Source organism: Terribacillus sp. FSL K6-0262, from assembly GCF_037977385.1.
Classification (GTDB): domain Bacteria; phylum Bacillota; class Bacilli; order Bacillales; family Amphibacillaceae; genus Terribacillus.
The window spans coordinates 1,132,395-1,150,000 of sequence record NZ_CP150277.1 but is presented as its reverse complement, the minus strand read 5'-3'; the positions used below and the strand labels follow the sequence as shown (position 1 = coordinate 1,150,000).

Sequence of the window (17,606 nt, the reverse complement as noted above, 5' to 3'; positions counted from 1 at the left end):
AAAAGCCTCTAGTGAGGAAATAGGTGCCCGTACCGCAAACCGACACAGGTAGGCACGGTGAGTAACCGAAGATGATCGGGAGAACTCTCGTTAAGGAACTCGGCAAAATGACCCCGTAACTTCGGGAGAAGGGGTGCTTCTTTTTAGGAGAAGCCGCAGTGAAAAGGCCCAAGCGACTGTTTAGCAAAAACACAGGTCTCTGCAAAGCCGTAAGGCGAAGTATAGGGGCTGACACCTGCCCGGTGCTGGAAGGTTAAGGGGAATGGTTAGGGACTTCGTCCCGAAGCTGTGAACCGAAGCCCCAGTAAACGGCGGCCGTAACTATAACGGTCCTAAGGTAGCGAAATTCCTTGTCGGGTAAGTTCCGACCCGCACGAAAGGTGCAACGACTTGGGCACTGTCTCAACGAGAGACCCGGTGAAATTATACTATGCGTGAAGATGCGCATTACCCGCGACAGGACGGAAAGACCCCGTGGAGCTTTACTGTAGCCTGATATGGAATGTTGGTACAGCTTGTACAGGATAGGTGGGAGCCTTGGAAACCGGAGCGCCAGCTTCGGCGGAGGCATCCGTGGGATACCACCCTGGCTGTATTGACATTCTAACCCAGAACCGTCATCCGGTTCGGAGACAGTGTCAGGTGGGCAGTTTGACTGGGGCGGTCGCCTCCCAAAGAGTAACGGAGGCGCCCAAAGGTTCCCTCAGAATGGTTGGAAATCATTCGTAGCGTGCAAAGGCAGAAGGGAGCTTGACTGCGAGACCTACAAGTCGAGCAGGGACGAAAGTCGGGCTTAGTGATCCGGCGGTGCCGTATGGAAGGGCCGTCGCTCAACGGATAAAAGCTACCCCGGGGATAACAGGCTTATCTCCCCCAAGAGTCCACATCGACGGGGAGGTTTGGCACCTCGATGTCGGCTCATCGCATCCTGGGGCTGTAGTCGGTCCCAAGGGTTGGGCTGTTCGCCCATTAAAGCGGTACGCGAGCTGGGTTCAGAACGTCGTGAGACAGTTCGGTCCCTATCCGTCGTGGGCGTTGGAAGTTTGAGAGGAGCTGTCCTTAGTACGAGAGGACCGGGATGGACGCACCGCTGGTGCACCAGTTGTTCCGCCAGGAGCACAGCTGGGTAGCTACGTGCGGAAGGGATAAGTGCTGAAAGCATCTAAGCATGAAGCCCCCCTCAAGATGAGACTTCCCATCATTTTAAATGAGTAAGATCCCTCAGAGACGATGAGGTAGATAGGTTCGAGGTGGAAGCGTGGTGACACGTGCAGCTGACGAATACTAATCGATCGAGGACTTAACTAAAAAACGAAAAGCGGAAAAGGCCGTTTAGAAACTATGGCCTTTGGAGCTGGATCTAGCCGCAGCGCCAGATCCCTTAGTAAGTCAACGCCAAAGACCAAGCACTCCGGTGCTTGGCACGCATGAGAGATGTGCAGCATCAATGTTTCTTATCTAGTTTTGAAGGTTTACACTTCAAACTTGTTTTTTCGATTGAGATAAAGTATAATAAATTTTGTCTTTGGAAAAGATAAGCCAGGTCTGGTGGTAATAGCGAAGAGGTCACACCTGTTCCCATGCCGAACACAGCAGTTAAGCTCTTCAGCGCCGATGGTAGTTGGGTTCGCCCTGCGAGAGTAGGACGCTGCCAGGCCGAATATTCACTTATTATTGTCGCGGGGTGGAGCAGGGGTAGCTCGTCGGGCTCATAACCCGAAGGTCGCAGGTTCAAATCCTGCCCCCGCAACCAATTCATCATTAAATGGAAGTACTCGAAGAGTGCAACCAAATGATCATGCACTAATACATAGTAGCAGCAGTTTTGGTCCGGTAGTTCAGTTGGTTAGAATGCCTGCCTGTCACGCAGGAGGTCGCGGGTTCGAGTCCCGTCCGGACCGCCATACATAAGATCATTCAAAAGCTTTAGGAGTTAATCCTAAAGCTTTTTTTATATGTGTATTTCCCAGCACATCAGTGTAATGCTTTCCGCCGCACCTGCAGCTTGGGCATTTCTTAGCAATGTCTGCAGGAAATGTGGTGCGCTCTCGCTCTTATTAAAAGCACGTTGCAAACGGGATGCATTTTTATATGGGGAAACTGGGAAGCATTGCAAACCTATTGTAGACAATAAGATATGATTGCTTCCGTCTGCGAGAGGTATTATTCCCATATTATAGGCAGGCACCTCTTGATCGAAGGTATTGTCAGCGCCGATTCGACTGGAACGGTTTTGCTGATTCAACTGGATGGAGCTCGAATGATCCGAGATGGATGACAAATGAAAAAGTGCATTCTCGCCGATGGACAGCCAATACAAATAGCCTGCTTTTCGCACGGCAATCAAACAAGAGCTATTCCCATTCACCTTGGCGGCAGTCGATCGGAAACGGACACTATTGAACATACTCATGAGAAAGCTGTCGATCTTTTTGATTGCGCTGGAAACATCTTCCTCAAGAGTTTCAATGATTTTCCTCTGTCTAAGGATAAGCGAGTCGGCAATGAAGGCAGCACTTTCGACAGTGTGCTCTGCTCCCATGATGGCTGCAAGCTCCCAATCGCTCCCTGTAAAGATGAGACAAGCATCCTCATTCTTATAGGCGCCGTGTGCAATGCTGCCGCCGAAACGCCCGATCCATATATGTTGGTATCTGTGCAGATCGACTTGATCCAAATAGGATTTCATTTCACCATTCCAGCTGTAGCTGTACATCTGTTCCAATGCTTCCATATGCATGCTCCTTTATTAGCTGATAGTATAACTATTCTCCATAAATTCAGGAAAGCCTTTTTGTTTCTGGTGCTTTTGCTTTTAGGCTATACTTTGCTATGATAAATAGATGAATAAAGAAAGCGAGTCAGGTGATGGTAATGACCCATTTAAGGAAGACGATGCATACAATAGAAGAAACCAATTCGTTCGGCCGGCAGCTTGCTGAACTGCTACAGCCAGGAGACATCATTACAATGGAAGGTGACCTTGGTGCAGGTAAGACGACACTGACAAAAGCGATTGGAGCTGGTCTGGGTGTGAAACGGACGATCAACAGCCCAACTTTCACCATTATCAAGGAATACGACGGACGCCTGCCGTTATATCATATGGATGTATACCGGCTGGAGGACAGTGAGGAAGATATTGGTTTTGAAGAATATTTTTCAGGTGAAGGTGTTTCCATTGTGGAATGGGCGCAATTCATTGAAGAGTACTTGCCAAAGGAGCGATTGGAGCTTACGCTCAAGCATGATGGAGAAGGAAGGACGATCATGCTTAAGCCCATCGGTGAACGTTATGAAAAGCTTTGTAAGGAGTTAATGGAATGAATATATTAGCCATGGATACATCCAATCAGCTGCTGGGAGTAGCGATTGTGAAGGATGGTGTAACATTGGGTGAACATGTCATGCATGGTCACAGGGATCACTCTGTTCGTTTGCTTCCGGCAATCGAACAATTGATGAAAGAAACAAAAACGGCACCAGCCGACTTGGATCGGATTGTCGTCGGACAAGGACCTGGTTCCTATACAGGTGTGCGAATCAGTATGGCCACTGCCAAGACAATGGCATGGGCACTTGGCATCGATGTGATTGGTGTTTCAAGCCTTGAGGGGCTTGCCAGTCAAGGGGAGTTATTCCCTGGTTATGTCTGTCCTTTCTTTGATGCACGCAGGGGGCAGGTATATACAGCCCTTTACGCCAGTAATGAGGCGTCTTTTGAGCAGGCTGAGGAAGCAGTTAATCCTCTTTTTTCGGATTGGCTCGAACAACTGCGGACAAGAGAAGGGAAAATTCTATTCTTGAGTCCGGATATCGAAATGTATCGCAGTATGATCACGGAGATGTTAGGTGAGAAAGCAGTTATTCCGGACGGCGCTGTACATTATGCGCGGCCTTCCGTCCTGGCCCAAATCGGGGCTGCAAAGAAAACGGATGATGTGCATCGGATTGTACCGAACTATGTCCGGATGACGGAGGCGGAATCAAATTGGCTGAAACAGCAGGAGCAGCAGAAGTGAGTGCGCAAGTAACGGTCCGTCCGATGCGATTAGCCGATGTGCCGGCTGTCTATGCAATCGAGACAGCATCATTTGCTGTACCATGGTCCATGGACATCTTTGAACGAGAGATCACCGAGAATAACTTTGCAAATTATTTTGTCATTGAAAGCGATGGTGTAATTGCTGGTTATTGCGGGATGTGGCTTGTCATCGATGAGGCACAGATAACGAATATCGCGATCCTTCCTGAGTACAGGGGACAAAAACTGGGTGAGAAGCTGTTTGCGCATGTCTTGGAGCAGGCAATCTTTGCAGGTGCTTACCGTTTGTCTCTTGAAGTACGCGTATCCAATATACCGGCGCAGCATTTATATCGGAAATTCGGATTGGTGCCGGGTGGCATTCGGAAAAACTATTATACAGACAATCAAGAAGATGCGATTGTAATGTGGGTGAATTTATGAAAACATCAGAACTTATCTTAGCAATAGAAACTAGCTGTGATGAAACAGCAGCTGCCGTCATTGAAGGGGGAAGGGTGATCAGATCGAATATCGTTGCTTCCCAAATCGAAAGTCATAAGCGCTTTGGCGGTGTAGTACCGGAAATAGCATCCAGGCATCATGTGGAACAGATAACGCTCGTCATTGAAGAAGCTATCCGGCAGGCAGGTATCCAAAAAGAAGATTTGGACGCCATTGCTGTTACGCAGGGACCTGGCCTTATCGGTGCATTGCTGGTCGGGGTGAATGCTGCCAAAGCACTGGCATTTTCCCTTGGTAAGCCTTTGATCGGTGTCCATCATATTGCTGGTCATATTTATGCCAATCGACTGGAGCAGGAGTTTGCGTTTCCGCTGCTTGCATTAGTCGTTTCAGGCGGTCATACCGAGCTTGTCCTCATGCAGGAGCATGGCAGTTTCGAGGTTATCGGAGAAACGCGTGATGACGCAGCTGGAGAGGCATATGACAAAGTGGCCAGAACATTACAGCTGCCCTATCCGGGAGGTCCCCGGATTGATAAGCTGGCAGCTGAAGGAGAACAGTCGATTGATTTCCCCCGTGCGTGGCTGGAGCCGGGAAGCTATGACTTCAGTTTTTCCGGGTTGAAATCTGCTGTGATCAATACACTGCATAATGCCAAACAAAAAGGAGAAACATTGCCGCCTGCCGATGTAGCTGCGAGCTTCCAGGCAAGCGTCGTGGATGTGCTCGTAGGCAAGACAATTCGCGCGGCCGAAGAGTTCGGTGCGAAGCAAATCATCGTCGCAGGTGGTGTCGCTGCAAATAAAGGGCTGCGAGCTTCTTTGGAAGAAGCATTTGCAGACAAGCAGGCAGAACTGCTTATTCCGCCGCTGGCTTTATGTACAGATAATGCGGCTATGATCGGAGCAGCTGCTTCCATCCTGTATCACCGAGGGAAATTTGCTGATATGTCCATGAATGCAAGAGCATCCATGCCGTTATGAAAAAAAGCATCGTTTTCGATCAAGAAAACGATGCTTTTTTTATTCACAGATAAGCCAATGATTGTGTATAACTTCTTAAAACCCGCTATTAGTATCAGGTATAGAAGTGGATAAAACAGCACGAAATAGCTGTGGATATTGTGTATAATGTGTATAAGTTTGTGTATATCCCATTAAATCAACGATGTAAACCTATTCAGTCCTGTGCATAACTTTCGTGCTCTTCGCTTAGTGTTTCCCATTCTTCCATCACTTCCATTAAAGTCGCCTGCAGCTGCTCATTCTTCTCGGTGATCTCCTGTGCTTTCTGATAATCCTGGAAGATTTCCGGATCTGTGAGCAATGTCTCATTGCTTTCGATCTCTGTCTCCAATTCGGCGATCTTTTCTTCCAGCTCGGCAATGCGTCTTTCGCGTTTCCGGATTTCCCGCTTGAGTGCCTTGTCCTGGTGATAAGTGGATTTATTCTCCTGTCTGGCAGATGACTGCTTCGTTTCTGCAGCAGATGCCTCCAATTCCGCAATTTCCTGCTGCTCCTGCTTCTTCTCAAGGAAATAATCATAGTTGCCTAGGTAGGAAACTATCTGTTTGTCTGCAAGTTCCAGCACCTGTGTGGCAATTTTGTTCATAAAGTATCGGTCATGGGAGACAAAGAGGATGGTGCCAGGGTAATCAGCCAATGCACTCTCCAATACTTCCTTGCTATCCAGATCCAAGTGGTTGGTAGGTTCATCCATGATTAACAGATTCGATTTCTGCATCATGAGCTTGGCCAGTGCGAGGCGGGCTTTTTCCCCACCGCTCAATGTATTGACCACTTTCAGGACGTCATCGCCAGTGAATAGGAAATTACCGAGGATGGTCCGGATATCCTTTTCGTCCATAAGCGGATATTCATCCCAAAGCTCAGCCAGAACGGTCTTGGAAGAATGGAGTTCAGTCTGTTCCTGATCATAATATCCGATGCTGACGCCGGTACCCAGCTCTACTTGTCCGGATTTAGCGGGAAGCTTTCCGATGATTGTCTTGAGCAATGTCGTTTTACCAGTTCCGTTCGGACCAGTAAGGGCAATGCGATCCTGACGGTTCATATGGAAGGTGACATGCTCGAAGACAGGGGAGGCACTCTCCGGGTATTGATAAGCCAAGTCCTTCACTTTCAATACATCATTCCCGCTGCGTCTATCGATATCGAATGTGAGTCTTGCAGATGATGCATCCTGGAGCGGACGATCGATTCGTTCCATTTTTTCCAGTTGCTTGCGTCTGCTTTGAGCCCGTTTGGTGGTTGTAGCACGGGCAATATTCTTTTGGACGAATTCCTCCATCTTTTTGATTTCGGCCTGCTGCTTTTCGTATTGCTTCATTTCCCGTTCAAAATTGGCAGCTTTCTGTTCCAGATAGCTGCTGTAATTTCCTTTATAACGGACAGAGTGATTATGGGCTATCTCAATGACGGTATTGACTGTTTTGTCGAGGAAATAACGGTCGTGCGATACGACTACGACAGCTCCCTGATAGCTGCTCAAATAACCTTCCAGCCAGTCCAGCGTGGAAATGTCCAGATGGTTGGTCGGCTCATCCAGTATCAATACATCCGGTTTTTGAAGCAGCAGCTTCCCTAAGGCAAGCCGGGTTTTCTGTCCGCCGCTCAAGGAACCGATAGGGGTGGACAGATCTTTATCGCCGAAATTAAGCCCGTTCAATACGGAGCGGATATCCGCTTCATATTGATAGCCTCCATTCAGGCGGAAAGCCTGCTGTTTTGTATCATAATTCGTCAATAGCTGCTGGTAAGCCGCTTCATCGGAAATAAGATCGGGGTCGCCCATCTTTGCTTCCAGACGGCGTAATTCTTCTTCCTGCTGGATCAAATCAGCAAAGACGGTCTTCATTTCCTCCAAGATGCTCTTTTCGGACTCCAAGCCTGTATGCTGTTCCAAATAACCTAGGGTAGCATCTTTTGACAGGAATACATTCCCCTCGTCAGAACTCAACTCCCCTGCCAGGATCTTCAGCAATGTCGATTTACCGGCACCGTTGCGACCGACGATGGCCAAACGATCCTGTGTTTGTACTTCCAGCTTTATATTTGATAAAATGACATCTGCGCCAAATAGTTTTGTAATATTGTTCGCTTGCAATAAAATCATCTTGTTCACCTCATACTATCAGTGTATCCTATGTGACAAAACAGTAGCAAGCGCCGAATTCCTGCGCGTATACGCTTTCATGCGGATGGACATCGTGAATGGATTTGTTAAAATGGAGACAAGATGCCCCAATCTCATCTTCTTTGTGAATCTGTACAAGACTTTCCTTCTCTTATCTGTTAGAATAAGGTGTTAACTATAATCGTACTTTGTGAAAGTATCATATCGTAACAATTCAAGGACGAAGCCGCAGGCAGCATCTGTAACTCCTTGCAGATGCCGGAAGGGAACCTGTCTGCAACCCATCATACCGTCTACTCGGAATGGGGCTGGTCATATTCAGAAAAGGTAACAGAACCATGCTGTTCTAGTCCGAGAGGCCTTTTTGACCAGCTGCATGGCTGCACGAAGTTCGCTTTTGGAAGCTGCAGGCTTTAGGAGGAAAAATGAGCATGTATATGGATCAAAATAAAATACCAAAAGCTACGGCAAAGCGGCTGCCCCTTTATTATCGGTTCCTTAACAGCCTGCATCTGCAAGGCAAAACAAGGGTTTCCTCGAAGGAACTCAGTGAATCGGTGAAAGTCGACTCGGCCACAATCCGCCGTGACTTTTCCTATTTCGGAGCACTTGGCAAAAAGGGCTATGGCTATAATGTAGAGTACTTGCTGAACTTCTTCCGGAAGACACTGGATCAAGACGAGATCACGAAAGTGGCACTTATCGGGGTCGGTAATCTTGGTACAGCATTCCTGCATTATAATTTCACGAAAAATAACAATACAAAAATCGAAATGGCATTCGATACCGATCCCGGAAAAGTGGATCATAATATCGGCGGGGTCCCCGTCTACCATATCGATGACTTAGAGAAATATATCGGCAATGTAAGCGCAGCTATCCTGACGGTGCCGGCGCATGCTGCCCAAGCAATCACGGACCGCCTTGTCGAATGCGGTATTGCCGGAATCCTGAATTTTACCCCTGCGCGTATCGCAGTGCCCAGCAATATCCGTGTGCATCATATCGATCTGGCAATCGAATTGCAGTCATTGGTTTATTTTTTGAAGCACTATTAATTCCAATTCCCGCACCTCTCAAGCAGAGGTGTTTTTTCTTACATAAATTCACTGATGATCATACTTCCTTAATGCGTTTTACTCGGTTAGACTGGGGAAAGGTATCAGGAAAAGAAGGGACGTAAAAGAATGTGCCAGCAAGCCGCCATCACTTTACAGAAAGTGACGTATGAAATAAATAAGCATGAAATCATCCGCAATGTAACGGGCAGCTTCACCAAAGGCAGGATTACAGCAGTCATTGGCCCCTCAGGTGCTGGAAAGACATCACTTTTTCGGTTATGCAATGGTATGCTGTCACCAACAAGCGGGAGCATCCTGATCGATGGAAAGGATATTGCACAGTATGATCCGGTTGCCCTGCGCCGTCATGTGGGCGTCGTCCTCCAGCAGGCAATCATGCTTGAGGGCAGTGTCCGGGATAATTTGGAATTGCCGCTGCAGTTAGCTGGAAAGGGGCTGTCAAATGACAGGGCAGAACAAATCACCAGGTTAGTGGGACTGGAGCGGGATATATTGGATCAAAACAGCAGGGATTTGTCAGGCGGGCAAAAGCAAAAGGTCTCCATCGCCCGGACATTGCTGAACAAGCCGGAAATCCTGCTGCTGGATGAGATCACATCTTCTTTGGACCGAGTTTCCAAGCAGGATATCGAGAATCTCATTAAACGGATCAATAAAGAGCATGGAACCACTGTCATCTGGATCACGCATAGCCTTCAGCAGGCACAGTCGGTGGCCGATGAAGTCTGGGTCATGATGGATGGGGGAATTGCCGAAGCGGGGGCCATTGAATTATTGGATGATCCGGGGAATGAAGCTGTCAGAAGCTTTGTCATGGAGGCGGAAAAATGACTGTACAAGCCATGTTGCTTACTTTGATATTTGTCCTGATCCCGCTTGCTCTGTCCAAGACATTGCGGCTGGGACTTGAAAAGGATACACTCGTTGCCACCATTCGTTCCATCATCCAGCTGTTTGCAGTCGGATATGTATTGCAGTTCATCTTCGATTCGGAAAATATCATGTATATCCTCCTGATGGTGGCACTGATGATCGGTGCAGCAACACAAAACGCCAGGAAAAAAGGGGCATCCATCAGAGGCATCACCTGGAAGCTGGTGCTTACCTTCATTGTTATTGAAATACTGACACAAGGGATATTATTGGGGCTGCGGATCACACCGCCGACTGCGCAATATATCATTCCGTTAAGCGGGATGGTGATAGGGAACTCGATGGTGCTGGGCATTTTGTTCCTGAATCGCTTCACTGCGGAAGTGGCATCCAGAAAAGAGGAGATGGAGCTCATTTTATCACTGGGCGGTACACCGAAACAAGCGATCCAGCAATCATTGCTTGCGTCAATCAAGGCAAGCACGATCCCCACCATCGAGAGCCAAAAAACGATAGGTCTTGTTCAGCTGCCTGGTATGATGAGCGGGCAGATCATTGCCGGAGCCGATCCGCTCCAGGCAGTCATGTTCCAGCTGCTCATTCTGTTTCTTTTGCTGACAACTGCAATCGTGACAAGTATCATGCTGGGCTTTTTATCTTATCCGACGAGGTTCAATGAGCGGATGCAAATTATCGAGAATAGATAACCAATGATAAAAAATGCCGCCCCTTGGTTGGGCGGCTTTCTATTTTACAGGGAAAGGTTCCAAATCGCTATCGATTATAGCGGCATCATAGACGAAGCTGACGGTCCCTGCCTGCTGCCAAACGCCGACTTCATAATCGGCCTTTTCTCCATATAAAATAAGGTTCACATCAGCAGCTGCGTAGGACGCCTCCTGGCTCATTTCCTCGCGCTCACATTCATTGATGCATTTCAGTAAACCCTCGATGTATCCTTTGTCGGTAATCGTTTCTGATGGCTCTGCTGCTTCTGCCTTGTATACTTCTATCCGTTCGATCTTATCCTTAATGACTGTCTTCTCATCGAAGGCAGCAAATGTCCAGACAACCACTCCGGTAATCAAAAGGCATATAACAATGAAACTGATAGTCTTGGCAATCATATGTAAGCCCCCGATCTTTTCTCCATCATCTCATACTTTTCCAAATGGATATTTAATGTTATTGTTAATTTCATACAATGAAATTTCGGGTGCCGAAGCTTTTTTGTCTTCTCGTTTGTGTGGATCATTTTAGGGGAAATGGCTACTATCATGGTTTTGGAGGAGGCGCTATTATGTACGAAAAGATTCTTTTGGCCGTCGACGGTTCGGAGCACTCGATCCGAGCGACAGAGGAAGTAATCAAAATCTGTCAGGCAAGTGCACATCCTGTACAGCTTGAAGTAGTCAATGCTTTGCAGGAGATAAAGAATAGTGAGATCGTTCTGCAGCAGGTGAAGCCCGATGATGTGCATCGTGATGGGGAGCTGCGCATCCAGCCTAATGAAGAGAAGCTTCGGAATGCGAATATCCCTTATACCCGTACGATCGAACGAGGCGATGCCGGAAAAATGATTGCCAATAAAGCCAACAATGATGCGTTTGACTTGGTTGTCATTGGGACGCGCGGCTTGAACGGATTCCAAAAGCTAGTGGTAGGAAGTGTGAGTACCGAGGTGATAAAAAGAGCGAAATGCCCAGTATTGGTCGTGAAATAGAAAGCGCTGACAACCGCGGCAAAGCGAAAGAACGGTAGGGAGCATGCATGTGGGTAAACTAGAATCCAAATGGTTGGTCGTTGTTGCTGTCCTATTCGGGACATTCACTGTCATTTTGAATAATAGTATGCTTAATCCGGCGTTGCCATCGCTGATTGCCACTTTCGATGCCAATGCTGTCAGTGGGGGCTGGATCCTGACGATTTTCATGGTGGCAATGGGAATGACCATGCCTGTCACAGGTTACTTGGGAGATCGATTCGGCAAGAAGTCGATTTACTTGCTGGGTCTCGTCGTTTTCCTGGCGGGGTCCGTCTTTGGGATCTTTTCCGGCAGTCTGCCATTCGTCATCGCGGCACGCTTTATCCAAGGTATCGGCGGCGGTTTGATGATGCCGATTTCGATGGCACTCATTTTCCAAGCCTTCCCGAAGCAGGAACGCGGTCTTGCTGTCGGTGTATATGGTGTGGCGGCGATGGTGGCTCCTGCCATCGGACCGACAGTCGGCGGTGTATTGATTGCTTACTTCCCCTGGCCTTTTCTGTTCGCTTTCAACCTCCCATTTGGCCTTCTCGGTTTATTGATGGCCAGCCGCTACTTGAAATCGACTGTGCCTGATCCGAAGCGCCGCTTCGATAAAGGCGGTTTTGTGTTCGTGACGCTTGGCATTGGCTTGGTTCTGTATGCATTGGGACGCGGGCAGACATTGGATGTGCTTGTATCGCCATCTAATTTGGCGCTTATTGCTGCAGGTATGACAGCGATAGCGATTTTTGTTTTTTACGAACGACGAAAGGATCAGCCGCTATTGGAGCTATCGCTCTTCCGTAATCCAACCTATGCGGTTTCGATAGCAGTGACAGCGACAGCATCCATCGGGCTGTTCTCAGGGATTTTCCTATTGCCGCTGCTGATCCAAAATGTTTACGGTCTCAGTGAGATACAGACAGGATTGCTCTTTCTGCCGGCAGCATTGCTGAGCGGGGGCATGATGTCACTGGGAGGCCGGCTATTGGATAAAAAAGGGCCGCGATGGGTCGTCCCGCCTGGTTTGTTGATTTTGGCAATATCCACTTTCCTGATCGGGAACTTGCATTTATCTACGCCTTTCTGGCTGATCCTTGTCATCAATATGATCAGAGGAGCGGGATTGGGCCTGAGTAATATGCCAGCCACGACTGCAGGTATGAACGACATACCAGAGCATCTTGTCTCGCAAGGTTCTGCGATGAACAATGTCCTTCGTCAAATGTTTTCAGCTTTCGGAATCGTGTTTTTCAGCATCTATTTCGAGGTGCGCCGAGCACATTTGACGGCGGCAGGGGAGGCTGCACAGCAGGCAAGTCTGCAAACGATCAATGAGGCGTTTGTCATTTCCGGTATCCTGATGCTTGTCATGGTTCCGATATCTTTCATCATGCGGTACAAAACGGAGAAGAAGCAGGAACAAAAGGAGAAAGGAGTTTCCAATGGCTGATATAAAAGCGATTGCTTTCGATGTGTACGGTACGCTGTTCGATGTCCATAGTGTGCAGGAGGCGTGCGATCGGCATTTTCCGGGAAAAGGCGAGGCCATAGCGGCTGCATGGAGAAATAAGCAGCTGGAATATGCTTTCCTCCGCCAGCTTATGGGGCAGTATGAGCCTTTTACCAATGTAACAAGAGATGCTCTGCAGTATACCTTGGAGATGCATGGATGCAGTTATACTGACAAACTGATCCTGGAATTGATGGATGCCTATAACCGGCTGCTTCCCTATGAAGAAACAGAAGAAGTACTGCAGTATTTCCAAGACAGGCAGCTCGTTGTTTTTTCAAATGGACCCGATAGTATGCTGAAACCGCTCTTAGGGCATGCGAAGCTTGATGCATACTTCGATATGATCATCAGTGTCGATGAAATAAAACAATACAAGCCAGCCACTGCTTCTTATGCTTATTTATTGAAGCGATTGGATGTGAAGCGGGAAGAGCTGCTCTTTTTATCCTCGAATGGCTGGGATATTGCCGGTGCGAAGAATTTCGGCTTTCATACAGCTTGGATTGATCGTAAAGGAACACCAGCCGAGAAATTGGGGCAGGCACCGGATAAGGTATATGAAGATCTGAAGGATGTAAAAAGCGAATGGTAACAAGAAACACCTGGAGAAATCGATCCCTCCAGGTGTTATTTTAGGTTTAGAAATCTACGTCTTTTCCTTCGAACGCGGCAATATACAGCTGTTTCATTTGTTCTGCTGAAGTTTCGCGCGGGTTGGTTCCGGTACATGGATCTGTAACTGCATTGGCAGCCATCTCCTCCACGTGGGCATTGAATAACGCTTCGCTGACGCCGAAGTCACGCAAATTCAATGGAATATCCATTTGTCGATTCAGATCACGTATCCATTCGATCAGGGAATCCGTCAGTTCGGAATCATTATCACCGCTTAGCTGCAGGCGGCGGGCCAGGACAGCGTATCTTTCCTCGGAGACAGTCCGATTGAATTGGATGACATACGGCAAATAGATTGCATTCGCCAATCCATGGGCGATTCCGAAAGTGGGACCGCTTTTATGGGCCATACTATGGACATTGCCAAGTACGGCATTGGCGAATGCCATCCCAGCCATTGCTTGAGCATAATGGACTTGCTCACGGGAGATGCGCTCGCCATTATAAGATGGAATCAGGTGATTACGGAGAATCTCTGCCCCTTCGATTGCCAGGGAATCCGTGAATACAGTTCTTGGCTTGGCAACATAGGATTCGATGCAATGCGTCACAGCATCCATGCCAGTGAAGGCAGTGATGTTTTTGGGCATGTCGAAAATGGTAATCGGATCGATGATGGCGATGTCCGGCGTAAGTTCAAAGTCGGCCAATGGATATTTGATGTTTGTTTTGGAATCAGTCACGACAGAAAGGTTCGAAATTTCCGATGCGCTGCCGCTTGTTGTAGGAATACCGATGAACTTGGCCTTGGAGCGCAATGCTGGCAATTCGAATGGTTTGGCGGCATCTTCAAATGATAATCCAGGGTGCTCATAAAACACCCACATCGCTTTGGCTGCATCCATGACGGAACCGCCGCCGATACCGATGATCCAGTCAGGATTGAATTCCCGGAAGGCTTCCAATGCTTCATTGATTTTATCAGTTGTAGGTTCCTCCCGGATGCCTTCTGTTATTTCTGTCTGGATGCCGGCTTTTGCAAGATGGGCCTGGACACGGTCCAGCACGCCGCTTTTTCTGACGGAACCCCCGCCAATGACGAGCATGGCTTTGTTTCCTTCGATGCTTTCCAGAACCTTCAAGGCACCTTCGCCAAAGTAAATATCCCGGGGTATGGTGAATCTGTTCAAGTGATATCCCTCCTAGGTTGAGTGGTATAACCAAATAGGTTATCCTTTGCAACTTTCATTATAGGAATTATACTTTTTCTATGTAAGTACGCACTTTTTTCTTACATAGTGACGAATAGTATACTGTAAGGAGGAATGGCGGATGAGTCGTTTAGAGAAACAAAAATTCAATTGTGAGAAGGAACTGACGCTGTCCATCATCGGCGGGAAGTGGAAAATGCTGATCATGTGGCATTTGGGCAAGGAAGGAACGAAACGCTTCAATGAATTGAAGGGACTGATTCCGGGTATTACGCAGCGCATGCTCGTTTCCCAGCTTCGGGAATTGGAGGACGATAAAATTGTACATAGGGAAGTGTATCCGGTCGTCCCGCCAAAAGTTGAATATTCCCTGACCGAAGAAGGCCTTTCCTTGCTGCCGATACTTGATGCGATGTATGAGTGGGGAAAGAACTATGCAAGCACTGTCCTGAAGGATACGGATGTACTGGTGAGCGATTCTGCATTCAAGTAAATAAAGCTCCTTTCGGCTTCCATACGAGAAATACCCATTCCGCCAGCGGCGGAATGGGTATTTTTCATTTGTCGCCATTATGGAAGAAGGGAGGGGTTAGATAAGAAAAATAATCCGTAAAAAAACGCTTAAGATCGGTTCCATCAGGGAAGGATTCCATTAGGAGTCAATTATTCGCATGAATTTTTCTTAGGATTTAAACTAAATTCAATTTTATGGTAATCAATGTGAAATGATATTGATTATTGAAGGTGGCATACTTATTTTAGTTTGAAATGTCATTTTTCAGGAAAGATAAGACTGAATACTTTAAGGAGGTTTTTATTTTGGCAGAGAACAAAGATGTGAATTCCTCAAATGAACAAGACGTAAAACGCGATACCTTGACAACACGCCAGGGGCATCCTGTCTTGGATAACCAGAATATCCGTACAATAGGCGATCGCGGTCCGGCAACATTGGAGAACTACCATTTCATCGAGAAGATTTCCCACTTTGACCGGGAAGAAGTACCAGAGCGTGTCGTACATGCACGGGGAACGGGAGCATTCGGCTATTTTGAAACATACGGAAAAGTAGGGGATGAACCGGTAGAGAAGTATACGCGCGCAAAAGTGTTTTCCGGTGCTGGTAAAAAAACGCCTTTGATGGTCCGCTTCTCCACAGTGGCAGGGGCGAAGGATTCACCTGAAACGGATCGGGATCCGCGCGGCTTTGCCGTGAAAATGTATACAGAGGATGGGAACTGGGATCTGGTCGGGAACAACCTTAAGATCTTCTTTATCCGTGACGCAATGAAATTCCCTGATATGATTCATGCGTTCAAAGCAGATCCAGCTTCAAACGTTCCGAATCCAGCCCGCATGTTCGACTTTGTATCCCGCAGTCCCGAAGCAACCCATATGATTACATTCCTATTCTCTCCATGGGGTATCCCGGCTACCTATCGCCATATGCAAGGTTCCGGCGTAAACACCTATAAATGGGTAAATGATAAAGGCGAAGCTGTATTGGTCAAGTATCACTGGGAGCCGAAGCAAGGTATTCGCAATCTGACAACAGAAGAAGCAAGGAAAATCCAAGCGAAAACCGTCGGCCATGCTACCCAGGATTTGTACGAGGCAATTGAACGGGGAGAGTACCCTGAATGGGAACTATATGTGCAGATCATGGAAGACGGTTATCATCCGGAATTGGATTTTGATCCGCTTGACGATACTAAACTATGGCCGGAGGATAAGTTCCCATGGCTGCCGGTCGGGAAAATGGTCCTTAATCGCAATCCAGTCGATTACCATGCGGAAATTGAGCAAGCAGCCTTTGGTACTGGTGTTCTTGTTGATGGGATGGACTTCTCGGATGATAAAATGCTCCAGGGACGTACCTTCTCTTATTCGGATACACAGCGCTACCGTGTAGGGGCGAACTATCTGCAGTTGCCTGTCAATGCACCTAAAGCGCCTGTCCGCACTAACCAGCACCGCGGTCAAATGGATACACGTGATCCGAAAGAGTCTGGGGAAAATCCATCGATCAACTATGAGCCATCCATGGTCGGGGGATATCAGGAGGAAGGTAAAGGGAATCGCAAGCCGCATCAGCCGACGTATAATGCTGCGGCGATGTCTGCACCGATCGACCGCCCCAACAATTATGGACAAGCTGGTCACACATACCGGAGTTTCGAAGATTGGGAGCGCGATGAATTGATCAAGAACCTTTCCGAAGCGCTTGCGATATGCGATAAACGAATCCAGGATGCGATGATCCATCACTTCACACAAGCCGATGAAGAATATGGCCGCCGTGTGAAGGAAGGTATCGAAAAAGTAATGAAAGAAGCCCAGGAAGCAAAAATGGACAACCAAGTTCCAGGCCGTGAAGCAGGTCAGTCAAAATTCGGTCAAGGTATGGGTCAAGGTACAATAGCAGCCAACGAAGCAACAGATGAGGCTGTGAAGAAAAGCCGCGAAACGGATCCTTACTGAGTCATATAGGAAAAAAGAGGAGTGCCGGAAGGCCAGTGACCCTGACTTTCCGGCGCTCTTCTTTTTAGTATCTCACAGAATGGAGAGTGCTGAATATACAAGCAGTAAACACATTGCGACATTGATTGGTTTTGTATAGCTGTTGAAGAACTTCTTGAATGCTGATCCGAAAGCTGGCCATAGAAGCAGGCCTGAACAGCTGACTTTCGAACTCGCCAAGGATAAAGCGAAAGTATGATGTGCCAAGCTCAAATCGTTTATGATTTGGGCTTTTTTGTCTGCTGCCGGACATCCGGGCCATAGAGAAATACTATAAGGAAGACGCTGGAAAATATTATATAATTTTAATGGTAGTTCACTAAACTTTCAGTGAGCCATTTTTAGCGGGGCAGGGTTCTTATTATCCATCTTGATTGGGGACTAGATTAGAGAGGAC

General features: G+C 47.6%; 16 protein-coding genes, 2 tRNA genes and 2 rRNA genes (1 of these 20 only partly in view). 16 read left to right on the top strand and 4 right to left on the bottom strand.

Features of this window, described 5'->3' with window-relative positions; translation table 11 throughout:
* The 4 genes from MHI54_RS05865 to MHI54_RS05850 all read left to right on the top strand — a co-directional run.
* Positions 1-1,308 (top strand): 23S ribosomal RNA (locus tag MHI54_RS05865); it begins 1,617 nt to the left of the window's first position.
* Between the two features lie 236 nt (positions 1,309-1,544).
* Positions 1,545-1,657, top strand: a 5S ribosomal RNA gene (rrf, locus tag MHI54_RS05860).
* A 21-nt stretch (positions 1,658-1,678) separates the two neighbouring features.
* Positions 1,679-1,753: transfer RNA gene (locus MHI54_RS05855), tRNA-Met, on the top strand.
* Between the two features lie 74 nt (positions 1,754-1,827).
* A tRNA-Asp gene (locus MHI54_RS05850) sits at positions 1,828-1,904 on the top strand.
* Between the two features lie 47 nt (positions 1,905-1,951).
* On the opposite strand, the gene MHI54_RS05845 is transcribed toward MHI54_RS05850, so the two are convergent.
* Entirely contained in the window at positions 1,952-2,734 is a 783-nt protein-coding gene (locus MHI54_RS05845; RefSeq protein ID WP_340082614.1) for a hypothetical protein, read from the bottom strand.
* A 161-nt stretch (positions 2,735-2,895) separates the two neighbouring features.
* Here MHI54_RS05845 and tsaE point away from each other — a divergent pair, with 161 nt between their 5' ends.
* From tsaE to tsaD, 4 genes are read left to right on the top strand one after another with little or no spacing between them, the layout of a single operon-like run.
* On the top strand, positions 2,896-3,327 hold the full coding sequence (gene tsaE, locus MHI54_RS05840) for a tRNA (adenosine(37)-N6)-threonylcarbamoyltransferase complex ATPase subunit type 1 TsaE (protein WP_233135132.1): 432 nt from the start codon (positions 2,896-2,898) through the stop codon (positions 3,325-3,327).
* A complete protein-coding gene (tsaB, locus tag MHI54_RS05835; RefSeq protein ID WP_095216903.1) occupies positions 3,324-4,022 on the top strand; it encodes a tRNA (adenosine(37)-N6)-threonylcarbamoyltransferase complex dimerization subunit type 1 TsaB in 699 nt (232 codons plus the stop codon). Before tsaE ends, tsaB begins: the two co-directional genes overlap by 4 nt.
* Entirely contained in the window at positions 3,992-4,468 is a 477-nt protein-coding gene (gene rimI / locus MHI54_RS05830; protein ID WP_340082609.1) for a ribosomal protein S18-alanine N-acetyltransferase, read from the top strand. The genes tsaB and rimI overlap by 31 nt, the downstream gene beginning before the upstream one ends.
* Complete coding sequence (gene tsaD, locus MHI54_RS05825; RefSeq protein WP_095216902.1) at positions 4,465-5,472, top strand: tRNA (adenosine(37)-N6)-threonylcarbamoyltransferase complex transferase subunit TsaD; 1,008 nt, start codon at positions 4,465-4,467, stop codon at positions 5,470-5,472. The genes rimI and tsaD overlap by 4 nt, the downstream gene beginning before the upstream one ends.
* A gap of 196 nt (positions 5,473-5,668) precedes the next feature.
* Here tsaD and MHI54_RS05820 read toward each other — a convergent pair whose 3' ends face one another.
* Positions 5,669-7,624 (bottom strand): ABC-F family ATP-binding cassette domain-containing protein, encoded by a 1,956-nt coding sequence (locus MHI54_RS05820; RefSeq protein ID WP_340082607.1) that lies wholly within the window; start codon positions 7,622-7,624, stop codon positions 5,669-5,671.
* A 452-nt stretch (positions 7,625-8,076) separates the two neighbouring features.
* On the opposite strand from MHI54_RS05820, the gene MHI54_RS05815 reads away from it, so the two are divergent.
* The 3 genes from MHI54_RS05815 (at position 8,077) to fetB (ending at position 10,307) form a co-directional block, all read left to right on the top strand.
* Positions 8,077-8,703 (top strand): redox-sensing transcriptional repressor Rex, encoded by a 627-nt coding sequence (locus tag MHI54_RS05815; RefSeq protein ID WP_093727117.1) that lies wholly within the window; start codon positions 8,077-8,079, stop codon positions 8,701-8,703.
* Between the two features lie 129 nt (positions 8,704-8,832).
* The gene (locus MHI54_RS05810) at positions 8,833-9,558 is read left to right on the top strand and encodes a phosphate ABC transporter ATP-binding protein (protein WP_340082604.1); all 726 of its coding nucleotides are present in this window, start codon (positions 8,833-8,835) and stop codon (positions 9,556-9,558) included.
* Positions 9,555-10,307, top strand: a complete 753-nt coding sequence (fetB, locus tag MHI54_RS05805; RefSeq protein ID WP_340082602.1) for an iron export ABC transporter permease subunit FetB — start codon at positions 9,555-9,557, stop codon at positions 10,305-10,307. Before MHI54_RS05810 ends, fetB begins: the two co-directional genes overlap by 4 nt.
* A gap of 39 nt (positions 10,308-10,346) precedes the next feature.
* Here the strand turns inward: fetB and MHI54_RS05800 are convergent, their stop codons facing one another.
* Positions 10,347-10,727: a hypothetical protein gene (locus tag MHI54_RS05800; protein ID WP_095216898.1), complete on the bottom strand. Its 381-nt coding sequence runs from the start codon at positions 10,725-10,727 to the stop codon at positions 10,347-10,349.
* A 173-nt stretch (positions 10,728-10,900) separates the two neighbouring features.
* Here MHI54_RS05800 and MHI54_RS05795 point away from each other — a divergent pair, with 173 nt between their 5' ends.
* The 3 genes from MHI54_RS05795 to MHI54_RS05785 are packed head-to-tail and all read left to right on the top strand — an operon-like array spanning position 10,901 to position 13,455.
* Positions 10,901-11,323, top strand: coding sequence for a universal stress protein (locus MHI54_RS05795; protein WP_158221576.1), 423 nt, complete (start codon positions 10,901-10,903; stop codon positions 11,321-11,323).
* A gap of 49 nt (positions 11,324-11,372) precedes the next feature.
* Positions 11,373-12,800, top strand: coding sequence for an MDR family MFS transporter (locus MHI54_RS05790; protein ID WP_340082600.1), 1,428 nt, complete (start codon positions 11,373-11,375; stop codon positions 12,798-12,800).
* The gene (locus MHI54_RS05785) at positions 12,793-13,455 is read left to right on the top strand and encodes a haloacid dehalogenase type II (RefSeq protein WP_095216895.1); all 663 of its coding nucleotides are present in this window, start codon (positions 12,793-12,795) and stop codon (positions 13,453-13,455) included. The genes MHI54_RS05790 and MHI54_RS05785 overlap by 8 nt, the downstream gene beginning before the upstream one ends.
* Positions 13,456-13,501: 46 nt before the next feature.
* Here the strand turns inward: MHI54_RS05785 and MHI54_RS05780 are convergent, their stop codons facing one another.
* A complete protein-coding gene (locus MHI54_RS05780) occupies positions 13,502-14,668 on the bottom strand; it encodes an iron-containing alcohol dehydrogenase (protein WP_340082598.1) in 1,167 nt (388 codons plus the stop codon).
* A 142-nt stretch (positions 14,669-14,810) separates the two neighbouring features.
* Between MHI54_RS05780 and MHI54_RS05775 the strand changes: the two genes are divergently transcribed.
* Together MHI54_RS05775 and MHI54_RS05770 are read left to right on the top strand one after the other, a co-directional pair.
* Positions 14,811-15,182: a helix-turn-helix domain-containing protein gene (locus MHI54_RS05775; protein ID WP_095216893.1), complete on the top strand. Its 372-nt coding sequence runs from the start codon at positions 14,811-14,813 to the stop codon at positions 15,180-15,182.
* A 326-nt stretch (positions 15,183-15,508) separates the two neighbouring features.
* A complete protein-coding gene (locus tag MHI54_RS05770; RefSeq protein ID WP_095216892.1) occupies positions 15,509-17,170 on the top strand; it encodes a catalase in 1,662 nt (553 codons plus the stop codon).
* The last annotated feature ends 436 nt before the right edge of the window (positions 17,171-17,606 follow it).

What these genes read in the sequence shown, in the direction of transcription:
- MHI54_RS05810 (WP_340082604.1), top strand. Translation starts at nt 8,833, where the DNA reads ATGTGCCAGCAAGCCGCCATCACTTTACAGAAAGTGACGTATGAAATA.
- MHI54_RS05815 (WP_093727117.1), top strand. Translation starts at nt 8,077, where the DNA reads ATGTATATGGATCAAAATAAAATACCAAAAGCTACGGCAAAGCGGCTG.
- MHI54_RS05845 (WP_340082614.1), bottom strand. Translation starts at nt 2,734, where the DNA reads ATGGAAGCATTGGAACAGATGTACAGCTACAGCTGGAATGGTGAAATG.
- MHI54_RS05785 (WP_095216895.1), top strand. Translation starts at nt 12,793, where the DNA reads ATGGCTGATATAAAAGCGATTGCTTTCGATGTGTACGGTACGCTGTTC.
- MHI54_RS05800 (WP_095216898.1), bottom strand. Translation starts at nt 10,727, where the DNA reads ATGATTGCCAAGACTATCAGTTTCATTGTTATATGCCTTTTGATTACC.
- fetB (WP_340082602.1), top strand. Translation starts at nt 9,555, where the DNA reads ATGACTGTACAAGCCATGTTGCTTACTTTGATATTTGTCCTGATCCCG.
- MHI54_RS05795 (WP_158221576.1), top strand. Translation starts at nt 10,901, where the DNA reads ATGTACGAAAAGATTCTTTTGGCCGTCGACGGTTCGGAGCACTCGATC.
- MHI54_RS05820 (WP_340082607.1), bottom strand. Translation starts at nt 7,624, where the DNA reads ATGATTTTATTGCAAGCGAACAATATTACAAAACTATTTGGCGCAGAT.
- tsaD (WP_095216902.1), top strand. Translation starts at nt 4,465, where the DNA reads ATGAAAACATCAGAACTTATCTTAGCAATAGAAACTAGCTGTGATGAA.
- tsaB (WP_095216903.1), top strand. Translation starts at nt 3,324, where the DNA reads ATGAATATATTAGCCATGGATACATCCAATCAGCTGCTGGGAGTAGCG.
- tsaE (WP_233135132.1), top strand. Translation starts at nt 2,896, where the DNA reads ATGCATACAATAGAAGAAACCAATTCGTTCGGCCGGCAGCTTGCTGAA.
- MHI54_RS05775 (WP_095216893.1), top strand. Translation starts at nt 14,811, where the DNA reads ATGAGTCGTTTAGAGAAACAAAAATTCAATTGTGAGAAGGAACTGACG.